Source organism: Subtercola boreus (genome assembly GCF_003399625.1).
Lineage (GTDB): Bacteria > Actinomycetota > Actinomycetes > Actinomycetales > Microbacteriaceae > Subtercola > Subtercola boreus_C.
The window spans coordinates 41,992-57,465 of sequence record NZ_NBXA01000021.1 but is presented as its reverse complement, the minus strand read 5'-3'; the positions used below and the strand labels follow the sequence as shown (position 1 = coordinate 57,465).

Genomic DNA, 15,474 nt, shown 5'->3' with positions numbered 1-15,474 from the left:
CGCTACGGTCGCGGCATGGATGATCGCGCATGCATGGTGGATACGTGCGACCAGCCGCCCGCCGAGGAGTTGACGGTCGAGTCCTCTGGCCTCCTGCTGGTCTACGCGGTGTGCCCTGCCCACCTAGTAGCGATCCGCGCCGGCGCGATGATCGCGCAAGCACCTGAGTCAAACCGCGGCTTCATCGGCCTGGCCTAGCGACCGAAGGTGCGCGACTCGATGAACCTGAGCAGCTCGGGCGCCGCCGACTCGGATCATCGAAGCACCATAACAGCGGAAATCCTTACAAGATAGGGCGATCGGGAACAGGGTGGCGCTCAACTCAGTTGGGCAACGGTGGCGCTACAATCGCCGTGGGCCCCGAATCGTCACCGAGGTCCATCTCGCTCACACCCGGAGGAGGGCGGACAACATGACCAACATCCATGACGTCGCTGCATATGTCCTGCGGGAACGGGGTCAGATGACAGCGATGAAGCTCGAGAAGCTCGTCTACTACGCCAAGGCGTGGCATCTTGTTTGGGACGAGCAAGCGTTGTTCCCGGAGCGCATAGAAGCCTGGGCCAATGGTCCGGTTGCGCCCGACCTGTACAGGGTGCATAAGGGACAATTCAACGTAGCAACGTGGCCGAAGGGCGATCCCGACGTTCTCGGCCCTTCTGAGCGCGGCAGCGTCGATGCAGTGTTGCGCTTCTACGGGCCAAAGCCCGCCTTCGAATTGAGTGACATGACGCACTCAGAGGGGCCCTGGCGCGAAGCGCGAAAAGGTGTGCCCGCCGGAGAGCGGAGCGACATCGAAATCAGCGAAGCATCCATGTACGAGTACTACGACGGACTCGTAGGCATTGGCGAAGAGTAAGCCAAGGAGCAAGGTCCCGGTCTCATCGACAGCGCCATCTGTGGAGAAGGTGGTCTTCGACGCTTCTTCCCGGTTGGGAAAGGTCCCTGCCGCTGGCGCGAACTCTGACGATCAGCACCTGCGGTTCCGTTTCGACGAAGTCGACGAGCATCACTGGCAGTTGCACAACATCACAAAGACGGACCATATCCGCTTGATCAAACGCCTCAAGCACTTCGAGAAGCTCACCCTTCAGCAGGCGCGGGCTACGAAGGTGCTCGGCGATTACGACATGGCTGACTGCCCGAATAAGAACGCCACAGCAGTGCTCGAAAATCAGTACGACGGGCAAGACAGCCTCGCCAAGCTGGTCATCGAGCCCTCAGGCAGCTTGCGCCTTTTCGGAATCAGGCGGGGACACGAAATACACATTGTCTGGTGGGATCCGAACCACGAAGTCTGGCCTGAAGGAAAAACGCGTCGCTAGCGGTCCGGCTCTGGCTCCGGATTGGCCCGCGGATAAGATCGGGCTTCGATAAATTTGAGCAGCTCAGGCGCTGAGATCCGCTGCTTCGTGCGACTATGCCCCAGTTCGACGACTGCCAGCTCGCCAGCTTTGATCCGGTCGTACACGTAGTCAGTTGACGTCTCGAGCTGCTCGGCGGCGGACGCGACAGAGTAGAGCCTGATTGGGCTGTAGTCGCTCATGGGCGGGCCACCGGCTGCCGTAGTTCGAGCCCGCAGCTGCGCTCTGACCTCTTCAGCGATTGCGCGTCGGATGGCTTGAGTGAGTGAGTCCATCCCCTCATGTTGTCGGACTCTGTGTGTGCAGCTGTGTGTGCAATCTGTGAGGGAACGGATGGGAACCGTTGAGAAGGTGGTCCGCCCGGCGCTGGATTTTCCCCGTATTTCCGGGCTGTAGGGGAACGGATGGGAACCGTTGGGACAGTGGCCAATTTACTGTAAATCAGACGGCTGAGCCTTCGGGGGTTCGAATCCCTCACTTGCCACCGAGAGAAGCATCGAGAGAAGCCCCGTGATCCCTGTGGTCCGGGGCTTCTTCGCGGTTCACGGCATTCACCGACCGGTCCCGGATAGGGTCGGCTGGAACCCTGTTTCTGCCGACTGAACGAGGACCTCATGCCAGACACCTCCGCGCACTACGACGTTGCTGTCATCGGGGCAGGGCCGGCCGGCACGGCGGCAGCACTCCGGGCCGCTGAACTCGGCGCCCGGGTCGTCGTTCTGGAGGCTGCGCGCGTCGGCGGAACATGCGTGAACACGGGCTGTGTGCCGACACGTGTGCTGGCGAAGACGGCGCGGCTGATCCGGGAGACCCGTCACGCCGACGTCTACGGCGTCGAGGTGAGGGAGCCCGTGATCGACTGGCGGTCGACCGTCGCGCGCGTCGCCGAACGTGTCGACAGGGTGCGCTCCATCAAGCGCGAGGCCGAGCGTTTCGCGGCCGCCGGGATCGACCTCGTGCACGAAGGTCGAGCGCGCTTCGTCGACGACTCGACGCTCGTTCTCGACAGTGGGCGGCGCATCACGGCGACGTCGATCCTGATCTGCGTCGGTGGGCACTCACGGCGGCTCCCGATCGCGGGCAACGAACTCGCCACGGTGCCCGAGGAGGTGTTGACCCTGCCCGACCTGCCGAGGCGGGTCGCCGTCATCGGTGCGGGAAACACGGGGGCGCAGCTCGTCACGGTCTTCAACTCCTTCGGGTCGGAGGTGACCCTGCTCGACGTCGCGCCGCGGGTGCTGATGGCGTCGGACGCGTCGATCTCGGATGTCGTCGCAGCCTCCTTCGCCGAGCAGGGCGTCGACGTGCGAACCGGGATCGATGGCGTCGACAGTCTCGCCCGCACGGCAGAGGGCGCCATCGCGCTCACCTGGCGGGAAGGCGGCCAGACAGCGACGAGGGATGTCGATGTGGTGATCATGGCCACGGGCTGGCCGGCCGACGTCGAAGACCTGGGTCTCGAGAACGCGGGGATCGAGGTGGTGCGGTCCGCCATTCCCGCCGACCAGTACTTCCGCACCGTCGTTCCGCATGTCTTCGCTGTGGGCGACGCGAACGGGCGGGACATGCTCGTTCAGGCCGCGCAGTTCGAGGGTGAGGCCGCGGCGGAGAACGCAGTTCTCGGAGCCAACCGCCGCACCCCCCACCACCTGCTCCCGGCTGGTGGTTTCACCGACCCCGACTACGCCGGAGTCGGGCTCACCGAGGCCGTGGCCCGGGACCGTGACCCCAGCTGCGTCGTGGCCACGGTGCCCTACTCCCTTGTCGACCGTGCGGTGATCGACGACCGCGAGACCGGCTTCCTGAAACTCATCGCGGACCGCCGCCGCGAACTCATCCTCGGTGCCCACGCGGTGGGTGAGAATGCGATCGAGGTGATCCAGTCGGTCACCACGGCCATGGCCGCCGGAGTGGATGTCTCGACCCTCGCAAACGTGCGGTTCGCCTATCCCACCTACAGTGCCGTGATCGGCATGGCGGCCCGGGCCCTCCTCGCCGAGGACCGAGAGGACTGACGGCGTGTTCGGGTGTCGACTCGCACCATGACATCTGTCATGGCGGGCCGTGACATCAGAGCACTTCTGTCAGTCTTCGGCGTGCGGTGTGCTTGAAGGACATTGCTGCGGACTCCGATCCGCCCCTGCCCGAGACGAGAACCCCATGCGGAAACCCCTCAAGATCACCCTGTTGACGATGGGAGTCATTGTGGCGCTCCCTGTTCTCCTGGTCACCACCACCTCTATCGTCAACGTCGTCGCGACGACGTCGGATCTGGCTGCCATCGCCCCCTACGGCGAGCTGGTCCCCGTCGACGGCAGGCAGATGAACATCGTCGACAGCGGCGCGGGAGCGGAGACGATCGTTCTCCTACCGGGTCTCGGAACCGCTGCTCCGGCACTCGACTTCCAGCCGCTCATCTCGGAGCTCGAGAAGAGCTACCGGGTGATCGCCGTGGAGCCGTTCGGCACCGGACTGAGTGACCAGACCGACGTGCCCCGCACGGCAGAGAACATCTCCCGGGAAGTGCATGAGGCTCTGCAGTACCTCGGCGTCGACCGTTATGTGCTCATGGGTCACTCGATCGCCGGCATCTACGCCCTCCGATACAGCACGAGCTACGCGAACGAGCTCGTCGCGTTCGTCGGAATCGACAGCAGCGTGCCCGATCAGCCCGGCTGGGACGAACCGGTCCAGACCGACGGGCTCGTCGCACTCCGCGACCTCGGCATCCTGCGCGCGCTGTCCGCGATCTCCGGTGACACGTACGACGGGATGCCGTACGACGAACACACGAAGGAGCAGATGCGGCTTCTGACCACGAGGAACTCGACAGAGCCGACCCTGCTCGACGAAGCTGACCGGGCTCCCGCCAATTTCGCGTCCGTCAGCGGTGCCACGTTCCCCCCGACCCTTCCCGTGCTGCTGTTCGTCGCCGCAGACGACCGTGACGTCGCCAGCTGGGTCCCGTTGCACGAGCGCCAAGCGGGAAGCGTGGAGCTCGGCGAGGTCATCTCCGTCGACGGCGAGCACTACCTGCACCACACACAGTCCGGCCTGCTCGCACAGGACACCGCGGCGTTCCTGGAAACACTCCCGGTACGCTGACAACCATGACGGAGGTGCGGGCGGGCAGACCTCGGGCTGCGGCGGACCTGCGGCGCATGCGGGGCTCGACAGCGGTCACGCTCTGGGTGCTCGTCCTCATCGGCGGCTTCCTGCAGATCGTGCTCGGGGTCGACGGGGAGCCTGGACTGCGGATGGGCGTGCTGATCGTCACGTCGATCGTCTCCTGCGTCCTGGCCCTCGCCGTCGTGCCGCTCCTGCTGCGAGCATCCGACGGGGCGTCTGCGCGTCACCCGCTGGTCATCGCGTTGCTTGTCGTGGCCGGCCTGGCCTGGGGCATCGCGCTTCTCCCTCCGTTCGCCGGATGGAGGTGGGGCTTCCTCTTCGCGCTCGGAGGTGGGATGCTCGGCTGTCTCGTGTCCCGCTGGTGGAGTGCCGTCGTTCTCGCCGCGGTGCTGGGGTCGATCGCCGTCGGCTTCCTGTCGGCCCCGACGGGGTCGTCGGGCTCTGCGGGCGGGCCGACAACACCGGGCGAGGGGAGTGACGTGGTCATCGTCGGAACGCTCGCCCTCGTGACCGTCATGCCGCTCAGTGCCGTCTGGGTTCTCCGTGTGGTGCTCCGCCTCGAGGATGCCCGACAGACCGCCTCCGAACTCGCCGTCGCAACGGAAAGACTCCGATTCGCCACCGATCTGCACGATATCCAGGGCCATCACCTGCAGGTGATCGCCCTGAAAGGTGAGCTCGCAGAGCGCCGACTCTTCGCCGACCAACCCGAGCTCGCTGCACAGGAACTCGCAGACATCCGCCGGATCGCGCAGACGGCGCTCGATGACACCCGGGCGGTCGTGAACGATTACCGCACCGTCACGGTGGCCGTCGAAGCCCGCAACGCGGCGGCCGTGCTGCGCTCGGCAGGAATCGACTGCGAAGCGCGAATCGATGTGCCCGAGCTTCCTGTTCAGATCGGCGCGGTCTTCGCTCTGGCTATCCGGGAAGCCGCCACGAACATCCTCCGACACAGCAGAGCGACAGAGGCGTCCCTCGATCTCGTGCGGTCGGGGTCTGACGAATACCGGTTGACCGTCTCGAACAACGGCTCCGGCGCGCTCCGCACGGGAGGGACGGGGCTCCGGGGGATCACCGAACGTGTCGCGGTCTGGGGTGGCACGGTGGAGACCAGACGGCGCGGCGACACGTTCACCCTGGTCATCCGGATCCCCCGGGCGTCGGGCCAGCACCCCGTGGAGGCCGACAGTTGATCCGGATCGTGATCGCCGACGACGAAGAACTCATTCGCGGTGCGCTCGTGGCGCTCCTTTCTCTCGAGACGGACATCGAGGTGGTCGCCGACGTGAGCGACGGCCGCGCCGCTGTCGCCGCGGCGACGACACACCGGCCCGAAGTGGTTCTGCTCGACCTGGAGATGCCGCATCTCGACGGAATCGACGCCGCAGAGCAACTGGGTTCGACCACGGCGTGCAGGACCATCATCGTCACCCGCCATGCGCGGCCGGGCACGTTGAAACGCGCCCTGGCCGCTCAGGTCAGCGGTTTCGTGCCGAAATCGACTCCCGCTTCGAAACTCGCCTCCATCATCCGGTCCGTCGCTTCCGGCGAACGCTACATCGACGTGCAGCTTGCGGCCGCAGCGCTCATGGAGGCAGAGAGCCCCCTGACCGATCGCGAGACCGACGTGCTCCGCCTCACCCGAGCCGGTCTTTCCACCAAGGACATAGCGAGAACCCTCACCCTCGCCCACGGAACAGTCCGCAACCATCTCTCCTCGGCGATGGCGAAACTGCACTCCGAATCACGCATCACCGCTGCGACCGTCGCCCACGACAACGGCTGGATCTGACCCCCACACCGCGGAGGGCGTCGGCGGCTGGCGGCGTGCTGCCTCGGGGGAGGGCCCCCGCACGCAGTCGAGCATCAGGAGGTGTAGTAGCCGGCTTCGAGGTCGTCGAGCAGGGTCGGGCCGGTCGGCTCCCAGCCGACGAGCTGGCGGGTGACCGTGTTGGCCGCGGGCTGGTCGCCGCCGAGCAGGGTACCGAACACGCCCAACTGTTCAGGGTCGACCGCTGCAGCAGGCAGCCCCGTCTTCTGCGAGATGACCTCGGCGACGTCGCGCATCGGCACCCCCTCCTCGCCGACGGCGTGCAGCACCGCCCCGGCGGGTGCCTTCCCGAGCGCCAGGAAGAAGAGCCGCCCGGCGTCGCCGATGTGCACAGCCGGCCAGCGGTTCGACCCGTCGCCGACGTACGCTGCCGTGCCCAGCTGACGGTCGAGCCCGACCAGCGCGGCGATCAGGCCGTTGCGGTCTCCTTCGCCGTGGACGGTTCGGGGCATGCGCACGAGAGCCGAGCGGATGCCGTTCTGAGAGAGCGCCAGGACCGCGTCGGCGGTCTTCGCCCGTGCGCCGGCGGGCCCGGCGGGGTCGAGGTGATCGGCCTCGGTCGCGAGGCGTCCTTCGAGAATCGGTGTTCCGGATGCCGCGATGACGGCCTTGCCGCTTCCTGCGAGGGCGGAGTCGAGTTTGGCGATGAGCCGCAGCTCGTTCTCGACGGTCTCATCGAACGCCGCGAAGTCGAGCGTGAAGGCGAGGTGCGCGGTCGCGTCGGCTTTCGCGGCTTCCGACACGATCAGGTCGTGGTCGTCCATGTCGCCGAGTACGGCGCTGGCGCCGAGTGCCCGGATCTTCCCGGCTGAGGCTTCTGATCGGGCTAGACCGGTCACGGTGTGGCCGGCAGCCACGAGTTCGCGGGTCAGTGCGGTGCCGATCCAGCCTGACGCGCCGGTGATGAAGACGTGCATGGTGTTCTCCCTCTGTTACGTGACTGAGTAACATCACCCTACATCTGATGTGACTGAGTTGCATCAGGTATGATGTGGGCATGGGTCGATGGGAACCGGATGCCCGGGGACGGCTTCTGCGCGCCGCCCTGGAGCTCTTCGCCGAGCACGGTTACGAGGCGACGACGACGGCGCAGATCGCGGACCGTGCGGGGCTCACGAAGACGACCCTCTTCCGCCTCTTCGCCGACAAACGGGAGATCGTGTTCCAGGGGCAGGGCGAACTCCTCGCCCTCGTCACGCGGGGTGTCGATGAAGCACTCAACGACGCGAGCGCGTGGGATCGCATGGTCAACGGCGTACTCGTCCTGTCCGGCGCCCACGCTCACGAGCACCGCACGACGGGGCGGATCCTGGATCCGATCCTCGCCCGAAGCCCCGAACTGAACGAGCGGGCCGTCTTCAAGCGCTCCGCAATCACCTCGGCGCTCGAGGGGTCTCTCATCGGTCACGGGATCGACCGGTGGCAGGCGGGGGCATTGGCCGACCTCGGTATCAGGGCCTACTACAGCGGTTACGACCTCTGGGTGGCGGTCGACGACTCATCGACACTGGCCGACCATGTTCTCGCCCAGATCACTGTGCTGCGGGGTGCGGCGGCGCAGGCGCTCGAAGCCGCCGCTCCGCAACCCCACCCCGCAGGCGTTCGCTCAGCCGACGGGTAGCGGCCACCCGGTGTACCCCTCGGCGAGGTAGGCGCGGCCGGACTCCGACGAGACGACCGAGTGCAGTTCGCCCAGCTGGCGGCGGCGGTCGAAGTCGCTGGCGTCGAGGGCGACGTGCAGCATGCTCGTCATCCACCAGGAGTAGTGCTGGGCCTTCCAGATGCGGTCGAGGGCACGCTCGGCGTAGCCGTCGATGAGCCGTTCATCGCCCGAGACGAGCAGTGCGCGGAGGGCGTCGGCAAGCAGCACGACGTCGGCGATCGCGAGGTTCATCCCCTTCGCGCCGGTGGGCGGCACGGTGTGCGCGGCGTCGCCGACGAGGGCGACGCGATCGCGACGGAGTTCGTGGGCGACGAAGCTCCGGAACCGAAGAACGTCGCGTTGGATGATCGGCCCCTCCGTGAGCGTCGTGCCGGGCACGCGCACCTGCAGGGCTTCCCAGATCTCCGCGTCGCCGAGCGTCGCGGGGTCGGTCGCCGGATCGCACTGGAAGTACATGCGCTGCACGTCGGGGCTCCGCTGGCTGATCAGGGCGAAGCCGTGCTCCGAGTTGCTGTAGATGAGTTCGTCTGAGCTCGGGGGGGCCTCGCAGAGGATCCCGAACCAGGCGAACGGATACTCGCGGAAGTAGCCGCCCCCGCGCGAGCCGGTCACGAATGGGCGCACCACGCTCCGCGACCCGTCGGCCCCGACCACGAAGTCGGCCTCGATCCGGAGCGGTGAGCCGTCGGCGTCGAGAGCGAGCACCGCCGGATGCCCGGAGCCGTCATCCTCCACCCCCTCGACGGTCACCCCGAGACGCAGATCCTGTGCCGCTCCGAGCCGAAGAGCCAGCAGATCCTTGAGCACCTCGTGCTGCGGGTAGAGCCAGACGCTCCGGCCCACGAGCGCCGGGAAGTCGATGCGGTGACCCTCGCCGCCGAAGTGCAGCTCGATGCCGTCGTGGCGGTGGCCGACGGTGTCGACGCGGGTGTCGGGGTCGATGGCGCGGAGGAGGTCGGCCGTGTTCTGCTCCAGGATGCCGGCGCGGATGGTGGACTCGATCTGTTCCCTCGACCGGGAGTCGACGACGATCGACTCGATGCCGGCGTCGGCGAGGAGGTGGGAGAGGATGAGGCCGGCCGGCCCGGCCCCGACGATCGCGACACGGGTGCGGACGGTGGTGGTCATGGCGTCTCCTTCGACGGGGGGTGCTGTGGCGGTGGTGCCATTGTGCGATCGATCGGTGGCCGCCGGTCGGTATCTTCCCGATGATCGGGAATTCCTGTCAGGAGTGGTAGCCGAGTGAGCGGGCGATGTCGGCCGACGCTCGGTGCAGTTCGAGCACGGCGAAATCTGTCTCTGCATCGCGTGGCAGCACCACGGAGAGCGCCGCGATGACCCGCCCCGTCTCGTCGCGCACCGGTGCGGCGATGCCGGTGGAGACCTCCTCGATGTAACCCGGGGCGATCGCGTGCCCGAGCTTTCGCACTTCGGCGAGCTTCCGGCGCACCGCATCGGGGTCGGAGAGGGTCGCACGGGTGAGCGGCGCGAGCCGGGAGGAGAGCACCCGTTCCTGCAGGTCGGGCGGCCCGAAAGCCAGCAGCACGAGGCCCGAACTCGAGGCGTGGAGCGGCAGGCGCCCAGCCACGCGCGTGATGTTCGAGCCCGACTCGGGGCTCGACAGGCGCTCGAGGAAGAGCGCCTCATCCTGCTCCAGGATGGCGAGCTGGGTGTGCTCCCGCACCCGCGACTGCACCCGCTCCATGAAGGGCATGGCCGCCTGCCGCAGCCGGAGGGCCTGCGACGAGCGGGTCGACAGTTCCCACAGCCGCATCCCGATCCGAACCCGTCGCTCCTCGTCGCGTTCGAGCAGGCCGGTGGTGACGAGTTCGTTCACGATGCGGTGGGCGGTCGAGCTCGGGAGGCCGGAGCGGCGACCGATCTCCGTGGCGGTCTGCACAGTGCGCGTCGGCGTGAAGGTGTCGAGGATGCGCACCAGACGCTCGGTCGCAGAGTCGCCGGTGGGGGAGTTGGCCATGCTCCATGCTGCCACGGATCGCTCCACCCTCCCATTCATCGGGAGTGCCTCGCTCTCGGGGGGCGCGGTGTCCGACAATGGATGCACGCCGTTCCGCCCCGTCGAAGGAGACACCGTGACAGCAGAAGCCATCGCCCCTCCCGTGAACTCGCTGGCCGCCCCCGACCGGGCATCCCAGCGTGAGATCACCGCCGAGATCGGGGAACTGCACGCCGCCCTCGAGCAACGGGAGCGCTCCGGTGAGGCGATCCCGTCGACGGTCATCGACTTTCCGGCGTACCGGTCGAGCATCCTGCGGCACCCCACCAAGAACCTCAAGCTGGTCGACCCCGAGACGGTCGAACTGCTCTCGCCGGCGTTCGGGCAGCGCGACGTAGGCGCTGTCGAGAGCGATCTCACGATCCAGCACGCGGGCGAACCGCTGGGTGAGCGGCTGACCGTGCGCGGCCGACTCACCGATTCCTGGGGGCGGCCGGTGCCGAACCAGCTGATCGAGATCTGGCAGGCGAATTCGGCCGGCCGCTACATCCACCAGCGAGACCAGCACCCGGCGCCGCTCGATCCGAACTTCACGGGTGCGGGGCGGGCGATCACAGACGACGCGGGGGAGTATGCGTTCACGACCATCAAGCCCGGCCCCTATCCGTGGAAGAACCACGTCAACGCCTGGCGTCCCGCGCACATCCACTTCTCGGTGTTCGGCAGCTCGTTCACACAGCGGCTGGTGACGCAGATGTACTTTCCGGGGGATCCGCTGTTCGCGCTCGACCCGATCTTCAACACCATCTGGCGGCAGAAGGACCGGGACGCGCTGATCGGCGTCTACGACCACGACCTCACCTCCGAGGAGTGGGCGACCGGGTACCGTTTCGACATCGTCGTCGACGGGCCGGATGCCACGTGGTTCGAGAACGAGGGAGAGTGACGATGACTGTTCCCCCGCGCACCCACCGGGCGACCCCGGGCCAGACGGTCGGCCCGTTCTTCGCCTACGGCGTGGAGTTCGACCGGATGCACCAGGTGGTCGATCCCTACGCTCCCGGCGCCGTGCTGCTCGGCGGCACGATCCGTGACGGGGCGGGCGCACCCGTGCCCGATGCCTTCGTGGAGATCTTCGGCGCCGACTCCGATGGCCGGGTGCCCCAGGCGAGGGGCGCGTTCCGGCGCGACGACCACACGTTCACGGGTTTCGGCCGGGCGTTCACGAACGAGGACGGGCGCTACGAGTTCTTCACCCGCAACCCCGGAGCGCCGATCGGCCGCGCGGCGTTCTTCGCGGCGATCGTCTACGCTCGCGGACTGCCCGACCGGTTGCACACCCGCATCTACCTGCCGGATGATTCGGCCGCGCTCGCCGCTGATACCTTCCTCAGCTCGCTCGTACCTGAAGAGCGCGCTACGCTCGTGGCCACGCGAACACCGGAGGGCCATTTGAGTCACGACATCAGCCTGCAGGGCGAGAGGGAGACGGTGTTCCTTGCCTTCTGACGCGCCGGTTCCGGGTGCGTTCGACCGGGGGCTGCTGGCTCCGGTCGCCGTGGGGCAGGACGCGCTCGTCTCCGATGAGGCGGTGCTCGGTGCGCTGGTGGGGGCCGAGCTGGGGCTGGTGCGGGCGTGGGCTGCGGTGGGGGCGCTGCCCCGGGCCGACGCTGACGAGATGGGGGCGGCGTGGGGCGGGCATCCGGATGCCCGGGCGGCGCGCTCCCGGGCTGCCGGCATCGACGCGGCCGAGCTGGCCGAAGCCGCCGTCGCCGGGGGCAATCCGGTGATACCGCTCGTGGGGCTGCTGAAGCAGACCCTGCCCGAACGGCTCCGGCCGTGGGTGCACCGCGGTGCCACCAGCCAGGACATCCTCGACACCGCGCTGATGCTCGTCGCCCGCGACGCCGTCGACGCCGTGCTCGCCTCGCTGGCCGAGGCCGAGCAGCACCTCGCCGCCTTCGCGGCCGAACACCGGGACACGGTGGCGGCGGCACGCACCCTCGCCCAGCACGCGGTGCCGACCACGGTCGGGCTGCGTGCGGCCGGCTGGCTGTCGGGCCTCGGCCGCGCATCCACCCGCCTGAGGCAGCTGACCCTGCCCGCCCAGCTCGGCGGGGCGGCGGGAACGCGCGCCTCCTTCCGAGAACTCGGGGGCGACGCTGCAGCCGCGCTGCCCGCCCACTACGCCGAGGCGCTGGGCCTTGATGATGCCGGCATGGTCTGGCACACCAGCCGCTGGCCGGTCACCGAGCTGGCCGACGCCCTCGTTCAGGCGACCGACGCGCTCGGCAAGCTGGCCGGCGACGTGGTGACCCTCTCGCGCACGGAGATCGGCGAGCTCAGCGCGGGCGAGGGAGGTGGCTCGTCGGCGATGCCGCAGAAGAACAACCCCGTGGCGGCCGTGCTCATCCGTTCGGCGGCTCTTCGCGCTCCGCAGCTCGCCGCGACCCTCCACCTGTGCGCGGCGCTGGCCGAAGACGAGCGGCCCGCAGGGGCGTGGCACGCCGAATGGCCGACCCTCCGCGAGCTGCTGCGGCTCACGCTCGGGGCGAGTGCCCACGCCGCGGTGCTCAGTGCGGCGCTCCGGGTCGACCTGGCGGCGGTGGCCCGCAACCTTGCTCTCACCCACGGCCTCATCCTCGCCGAGCGTCTCTCGATCGTGCTGACGCCGGTGATCGGAGCCGATCGGGTCGCGGGCCTGGTGGCGGCCGCGGGGGCCGGCGGCGACGTGGCCGGGTTGCTCCGGGACATGCCCGAGACGGCCGGCCTCGACATCGACGGGCTGCTCGACCCCGCAGGCTACACCGGAGACGCGGCAGTTGCTGTCGAACGGATGATCGGAGAGGAACACCCATGAGCATCCCCACCCTGGCCCTCAGGGAGTTCGGCGGCGAGCGAGGCGGCGAGCCCGGGCGGCCGCTTCTGGTGCTCGGGCCCTCGCTCGGTACCTCGAGCATCCTCTGGGAGTCGTGCGCTCCGCTCTTCGGAGAACGGTACCGGGTGCTCGCCTGGGACCTGCCGGGTCACGGCCGAGCGCCCGCCGCGACCGGGCCGTTCACCGTGGCTGAGCTCGCCGACGCCCTCGCCGCAACGGTCGCTGCTGTCACAGACGAGCCCTTCTTCTACGCGGGGGTCTCGCTCGGTGGTGCGACCGGCCTCGAACTGCTGCTGCGGCACGGCGCCCGGGTGCGCGCCGCCGCCATCGTGGCCTCGGGCGCGCAGCTCGGCGAGCCGGGCTCGTGGCGGGACAGGGCCGCGAAGGTGCGAGCCGAGAGCACCTCGAGCATCCTCAGCTCTTCAGCTGAGCGCTGGTTCGCTCCCGGTTCGCCGGCCGCGCATCCCGATCTCAGCGGCCGGCTCCTCCATGCCCTGCAGGACGCCGACGACGAATCGTATGCCCTCTGCTGCGAGGCGCTCGCAGCGTACGACGTGCGCGGGCAGCTCGGCGCCATCACGACACCGGTGCTGGCGCTCTGGGGCCGCCACGATGCCGTCGCGCCGGAATCGAAGGCGGCCGAGATCGCGCGAGGTGTCGCTCACGGGCAGACCGGTGTGATCGAGGGCGCCGCGCACCTGCCGCCCGCCGAACAGCCCGAGGCCACCGCGGCGGCGCTGATCGCGTTCTTCGCCAGCCACTCTGAAGGAGTCCCCTCATGACCAGGCCAGCCGGTGACGGCCTCACCGATGCGGAACGTTTCGAGCAGGGCCTGGCGGTGCGGCGCGCGGTACTCTCCGCTGAGCACGTCGAGCGCGCGACGGCAGGCATCACCCCGCTGACCGCCGACTGGCAGGACTTCATCACGCGTGTCGCCTGGGGCGACGTGTGGTCGCGGCCGGGCCTTGACCGCCGGTCGCGGTCGATCGCGGTGCTCAGCTCGCTCATCGCCCACGGTCACCAGGAGGAGCTGGCGATGCACCTGCGGGCGGCCCTCCGCAACGGCCTGACGGTCGAGGAGGTCGGGGAGGTCATCCTGCAGTCCGCCATCTACTCGGGCGTGCCCGCGGCCAACACGGCCTTCCGCATCGCGAGCGGCGTCTTCGCCGAGGACCCTCTGATGACCCCGCCTGAGGGCTGATCCGCGTCCTACACGGGGTCGCGCGCGAGCGAACTGGGATGGCACGTCTTCTTCAGACGGATGTGAGCTTACTTATGCGCATATAAGACATAAGCGTGCTACGGTTTTCTGTGTCGCACCCCCCACGCAGAAATGAGCAACGATGCTTCTCGAGAGAGACCTGATCCAGTCCGTCGGATTCCGAAACGTCTCCGAGGGTGGCCGTGTGACCGGCTTCCAGCTGAGACTCCGGATGCCCTCCTACCGAGGCATGGCGGCATCGCTCATCGACGGGGTCGCGATCAGGATCCCGGGTCTCGTCGACGTTCCCGCCGAGGTTCCGCTCTGGACGCTGGGCGGCCGGACCCACACGCTCGAGCAGCTCTGGCGAAGCGAGGGCCTCCGCTGGCAGCTCGAGGATGCCGCGGTCGTGACCGTGCCGTTCGAGGGCGGGCTGCCGCAGGGCGTGCACGAGGTGTCGATCGAGCTGCGGCTCCGCATGTCGTACGTGCCCGAGGAGCACCAGCCCTCGGTCTACCGAGTGACGAAGCACGTCACCCTGACGCCGGACGGCGGCGGCGCACCGTTCGAGTACGGCGTCTCGCTCTACAGCTTCATGACCGACTTCGGCACCGTGCTCGACCTCGAGACAGCGCTCGCCGCGGTGGCCGACGTCGGGGCGACCGGAGTCGAGATCCTCGGCGAGGGGCACGTCGCGAACTACCCCGAGCCGAGCACCGCCTGGCGCGACGAGTGGTTCCGCCTGCTCGAGAAGTACAGCCTGGCGCCGACGAACTACGGCTCATGGATCGACACCCGGCTGCACTCCAGTGGCCCGCACGCCCACGCGATGACCGCCGAGGAGGGCGCCGCGACCCTGCAGCGCGACCTCCGCCTCGCCAAGGAGCTCGGCTTCCGATTCGTGCGGCCGAAGATCGGTGTCGTGTCGGGCGACCTCATCCCCGACCCCATCTGGACGGAGTCGGTCGAACGCTCCCTCGACCTCGCGCACGAACTCGACGTGATCATCTGCCCCGAGATCCACTCGCCGACGCCGATCAGGCACCCCGTCGTCGACGACTACATCGGTCTCATCCAGCGCACCGGCACGAAGCACTTCGGGCTGCTCATCGACACCGGCATCTTCCAGGACCGGCCGATCCCCCTCGGTCCCGGTGAGACGCGCGAGACCCGCCCGGCGTTCCTCGACGGCATCGGCGTCGACCCGGCGGACTTCGCGGAGGTCGCCGAGTACGTCGTCTTCGTGCAGGCGAAGTTCCACGACATCGATGAGAACCTCCACGACCAGCAGATTCCGTGGCGGCCCGTTCTGCAGTCGCTGAAGGACTCCGGATACACCGGGTACCTGTCGAGCGAATACGAGGGCGTTCGCGAGCCCTGGCGTTCGATCGAACAGGTGCGCCGGCAGCACTCGCTCATGCGCAGCATCACCGACACCCTCGACTAGA

General features: G+C 68.3%; 18 protein-coding genes. 14 read left to right on the top strand and 4 right to left on the bottom strand.

The genetic code is table 11. The features are described 5' to 3' along the window. The first annotated feature begins 15 nt into the window (after window positions 1–15). The 3 genes from B7R21_RS19720 (at window position 16) to B7R21_RS09835 (ending at window position 1,325) form a co-directional block, all read left to right on the top strand. Complete coding sequence (locus B7R21_RS19720; protein ID WP_147305863.1) at window positions 16–198, top strand: hypothetical protein; 183 nt, start codon at window positions 16–18, stop codon at window positions 196–198. A gap of 214 nt (window positions 199–412) precedes the next feature. After that, window positions 413–859: a Panacea domain-containing protein gene (locus tag B7R21_RS09840; protein ID WP_116283080.1), complete on the top strand. Its 447-nt coding sequence runs from the start codon at window positions 413–415 to the stop codon at window positions 857–859. A gap of 40 nt (window positions 860–899) precedes the next feature. Further along, window positions 900–1,325: a hypothetical protein gene (locus tag B7R21_RS09835; protein ID WP_116283079.1), complete on the top strand. Its 426-nt coding sequence runs from the start codon at window positions 900–902 to the stop codon at window positions 1,323–1,325. Here the strand turns inward: B7R21_RS09835 and B7R21_RS09830 are convergent. Beyond that, complete coding sequence (locus B7R21_RS09830) at window positions 1,322–1,546, bottom strand: hypothetical protein (protein WP_116283078.1); 225 nt, start codon at window positions 1,544–1,546, stop codon at window positions 1,322–1,324. The genes B7R21_RS09835 and B7R21_RS09830 overlap by 4 nt on opposite strands. Before the next feature lie 432 nt (window positions 1,547–1,978). Here B7R21_RS09830 and B7R21_RS09825 point away from each other — a divergent pair, with 432 nt between their 5' ends. The 4 genes from B7R21_RS09825 (at window position 1,979) to B7R21_RS09810 (ending at window position 6,288) form a co-directional block, all read left to right on the top strand. Continuing rightward, on the top strand, window positions 1,979–3,379 hold the full coding sequence (locus B7R21_RS09825; protein ID WP_116283077.1) for a dihydrolipoyl dehydrogenase family protein: 1,401 nt from the start codon (window positions 1,979–1,981) through the stop codon (window positions 3,377–3,379). A 145-nt stretch (window positions 3,380–3,524) separates the two neighbouring features. After that, entirely contained in the window at window positions 3,525–4,469 is a 945-nt protein-coding gene (locus tag B7R21_RS09820) for an alpha/beta fold hydrolase (RefSeq protein WP_116283076.1), read from the top strand. A 5-nt stretch (window positions 4,470–4,474) separates the two neighbouring features. Further along, a complete protein-coding gene (locus tag B7R21_RS09815; protein ID WP_116283075.1) occupies window positions 4,475–5,689 on the top strand; it encodes a sensor histidine kinase in 1,215 nt (404 codons plus the stop codon). Beyond that, on the top strand, window positions 5,686–6,288 hold the full coding sequence (locus tag B7R21_RS09810) for a response regulator transcription factor (RefSeq protein ID WP_116283074.1): 603 nt from the start codon (window positions 5,686–5,688) through the stop codon (window positions 6,286–6,288). Before B7R21_RS09815 ends, B7R21_RS09810 begins: the two co-directional genes overlap by 4 nt. Before the next feature lie 74 nt (window positions 6,289–6,362). Here the strand turns inward: B7R21_RS09810 and B7R21_RS09805 are convergent, their stop codons facing one another. Next, a complete protein-coding gene (locus tag B7R21_RS09805) occupies window positions 6,363–7,244 on the bottom strand; it encodes an NAD-dependent epimerase/dehydratase family protein (protein ID WP_116283073.1) in 882 nt (293 codons plus the stop codon). Between the two features lie 80 nt (window positions 7,245–7,324). Here B7R21_RS09805 and B7R21_RS09800 point away from each other — a divergent pair, with 80 nt between their 5' ends. Further along, a complete protein-coding gene (locus B7R21_RS09800; protein WP_116283072.1) occupies window positions 7,325–7,948 on the top strand; it encodes a TetR/AcrR family transcriptional regulator in 624 nt (207 codons plus the stop codon). Here the strand turns inward: B7R21_RS09800 and B7R21_RS09795 are convergent. Together B7R21_RS09795 and B7R21_RS09790 are read right to left on the bottom strand one after the other, a co-directional pair. After that, window positions 7,934–9,118 (bottom strand): 4-hydroxybenzoate 3-monooxygenase, encoded by a 1,185-nt coding sequence (locus B7R21_RS09795; RefSeq protein WP_116283071.1) that lies wholly within the window; start codon window positions 9,116–9,118, stop codon window positions 7,934–7,936. The two genes, B7R21_RS09800 and B7R21_RS09795, sit on opposite strands and share 15 nt — an antisense overlap. Window positions 9,119–9,215: 97 nt before the next feature. Further along, entirely contained in the window at window positions 9,216–9,983 is a 768-nt protein-coding gene (locus B7R21_RS09790) for an IclR family transcriptional regulator (RefSeq protein ID WP_253259741.1), read from the bottom strand. Window positions 9,984–10,083: 100 nt separating this feature from the next. Here B7R21_RS09790 and pcaH point away from each other — a divergent pair, with 100 nt between their 5' ends. The 6 genes from pcaH (at window position 10,084) to B7R21_RS09760 (ending at window position 15,473) form a co-directional block, all read left to right on the top strand. Continuing rightward, window positions 10,084–10,893 carry a protocatechuate 3,4-dioxygenase subunit beta gene (pcaH, locus tag B7R21_RS09785; protein WP_253259740.1) on the top strand — a complete coding sequence of 270 codons (810 nt, stop codon included), beginning with the start codon at window positions 10,084–10,086 and terminating at the stop codon, window positions 10,891–10,893. 2 nt (window positions 10,894–10,895) lie between these two features. Next, window positions 10,896–11,456 (top strand): protocatechuate 3,4-dioxygenase subunit alpha, encoded by a 561-nt coding sequence (gene pcaG, locus B7R21_RS09780; protein ID WP_116283068.1) that lies wholly within the window; start codon window positions 10,896–10,898, stop codon window positions 11,454–11,456. Beyond that, the gene (locus B7R21_RS09775) at window positions 11,446–12,807 is read left to right on the top strand and encodes a lyase family protein (protein ID WP_116283067.1); all 1,362 of its coding nucleotides are present in this window, start codon (window positions 11,446–11,448) and stop codon (window positions 12,805–12,807) included. Before pcaG ends, B7R21_RS09775 begins: the two co-directional genes overlap by 11 nt. Continuing rightward, on the top strand, window positions 12,804–13,607 hold the full coding sequence (locus B7R21_RS09770) for an alpha/beta fold hydrolase (RefSeq protein WP_116283066.1): 804 nt from the start codon (window positions 12,804–12,806) through the stop codon (window positions 13,605–13,607). Before B7R21_RS09775 ends, B7R21_RS09770 begins: the two co-directional genes overlap by 4 nt. Beyond that, the gene (pcaC, locus tag B7R21_RS09765; RefSeq protein WP_116283065.1) at window positions 13,604–14,026 is read left to right on the top strand and encodes a 4-carboxymuconolactone decarboxylase; all 423 of its coding nucleotides are present in this window, start codon (window positions 13,604–13,606) and stop codon (window positions 14,024–14,026) included. Before B7R21_RS09770 ends, pcaC begins: the two co-directional genes overlap by 4 nt. Before the next feature lie 142 nt (window positions 14,027–14,168). Then, entirely contained in the window at window positions 14,169–15,473 is a 1,305-nt protein-coding gene (locus B7R21_RS09760) for a C-glycoside deglycosidase beta subunit domain-containing protein (protein ID WP_116283064.1), read from the top strand. Window position 15,474 lies beyond the last annotated feature (1 nt).

What these genes read in the sequence shown, in the direction of transcription:
- B7R21_RS09825 (WP_116283077.1), top strand. Translation starts at nt 1,979, where the DNA reads ATGCCAGACACCTCCGCGCACTACGACGTTGCTGTCATCGGGGCAGGG.
- B7R21_RS09795 (WP_116283071.1), bottom strand. Translation starts at nt 9,118, where the DNA reads ATGACCACCACCGTCCGCACCCGTGTCGCGATCGTCGGGGCCGGGCCG.
- pcaC (WP_116283065.1), top strand. Translation starts at nt 13,604, where the DNA reads ATGACCAGGCCAGCCGGTGACGGCCTCACCGATGCGGAACGTTTCGAG.
- B7R21_RS09815 (WP_116283075.1), top strand. Translation starts at nt 4,475, where the DNA reads ATGACGGAGGTGCGGGCGGGCAGACCTCGGGCTGCGGCGGACCTGCGG.
- B7R21_RS09820 (WP_116283076.1), top strand. Translation starts at nt 3,525, where the DNA reads ATGCGGAAACCCCTCAAGATCACCCTGTTGACGATGGGAGTCATTGTG.
- B7R21_RS09760 (WP_116283064.1), top strand. Translation starts at nt 14,169, where the DNA reads ATGCTTCTCGAGAGAGACCTGATCCAGTCCGTCGGATTCCGAAACGTC.
- B7R21_RS09830 (WP_116283078.1), bottom strand. Translation starts at nt 1,546, where the DNA reads ATGAGCGACTACAGCCCAATCAGGCTCTACTCTGTCGCGTCCGCCGCC.
- B7R21_RS19720 (WP_147305863.1), top strand. Translation starts at nt 16, where the DNA reads ATGGATGATCGCGCATGCATGGTGGATACGTGCGACCAGCCGCCCGCC.
- B7R21_RS09770 (WP_116283066.1), top strand. Translation starts at nt 12,804, where the DNA reads ATGAGCATCCCCACCCTGGCCCTCAGGGAGTTCGGCGGCGAGCGAGGC.
- B7R21_RS09800 (WP_116283072.1), top strand. Translation starts at nt 7,325, where the DNA reads ATGGGTCGATGGGAACCGGATGCCCGGGGACGGCTTCTGCGCGCCGCC.
- B7R21_RS09840 (WP_116283080.1), top strand. Translation starts at nt 413, where the DNA reads ATGACCAACATCCATGACGTCGCTGCATATGTCCTGCGGGAACGGGGT.
- pcaG (WP_116283068.1), top strand. Translation starts at nt 10,896, where the DNA reads ATGACTGTTCCCCCGCGCACCCACCGGGCGACCCCGGGCCAGACGGTC.
- B7R21_RS09805 (WP_116283073.1), bottom strand. Translation starts at nt 7,244, where the DNA reads ATGCACGTCTTCATCACCGGCGCGTCAGGCTGGATCGGCACCGCACTG.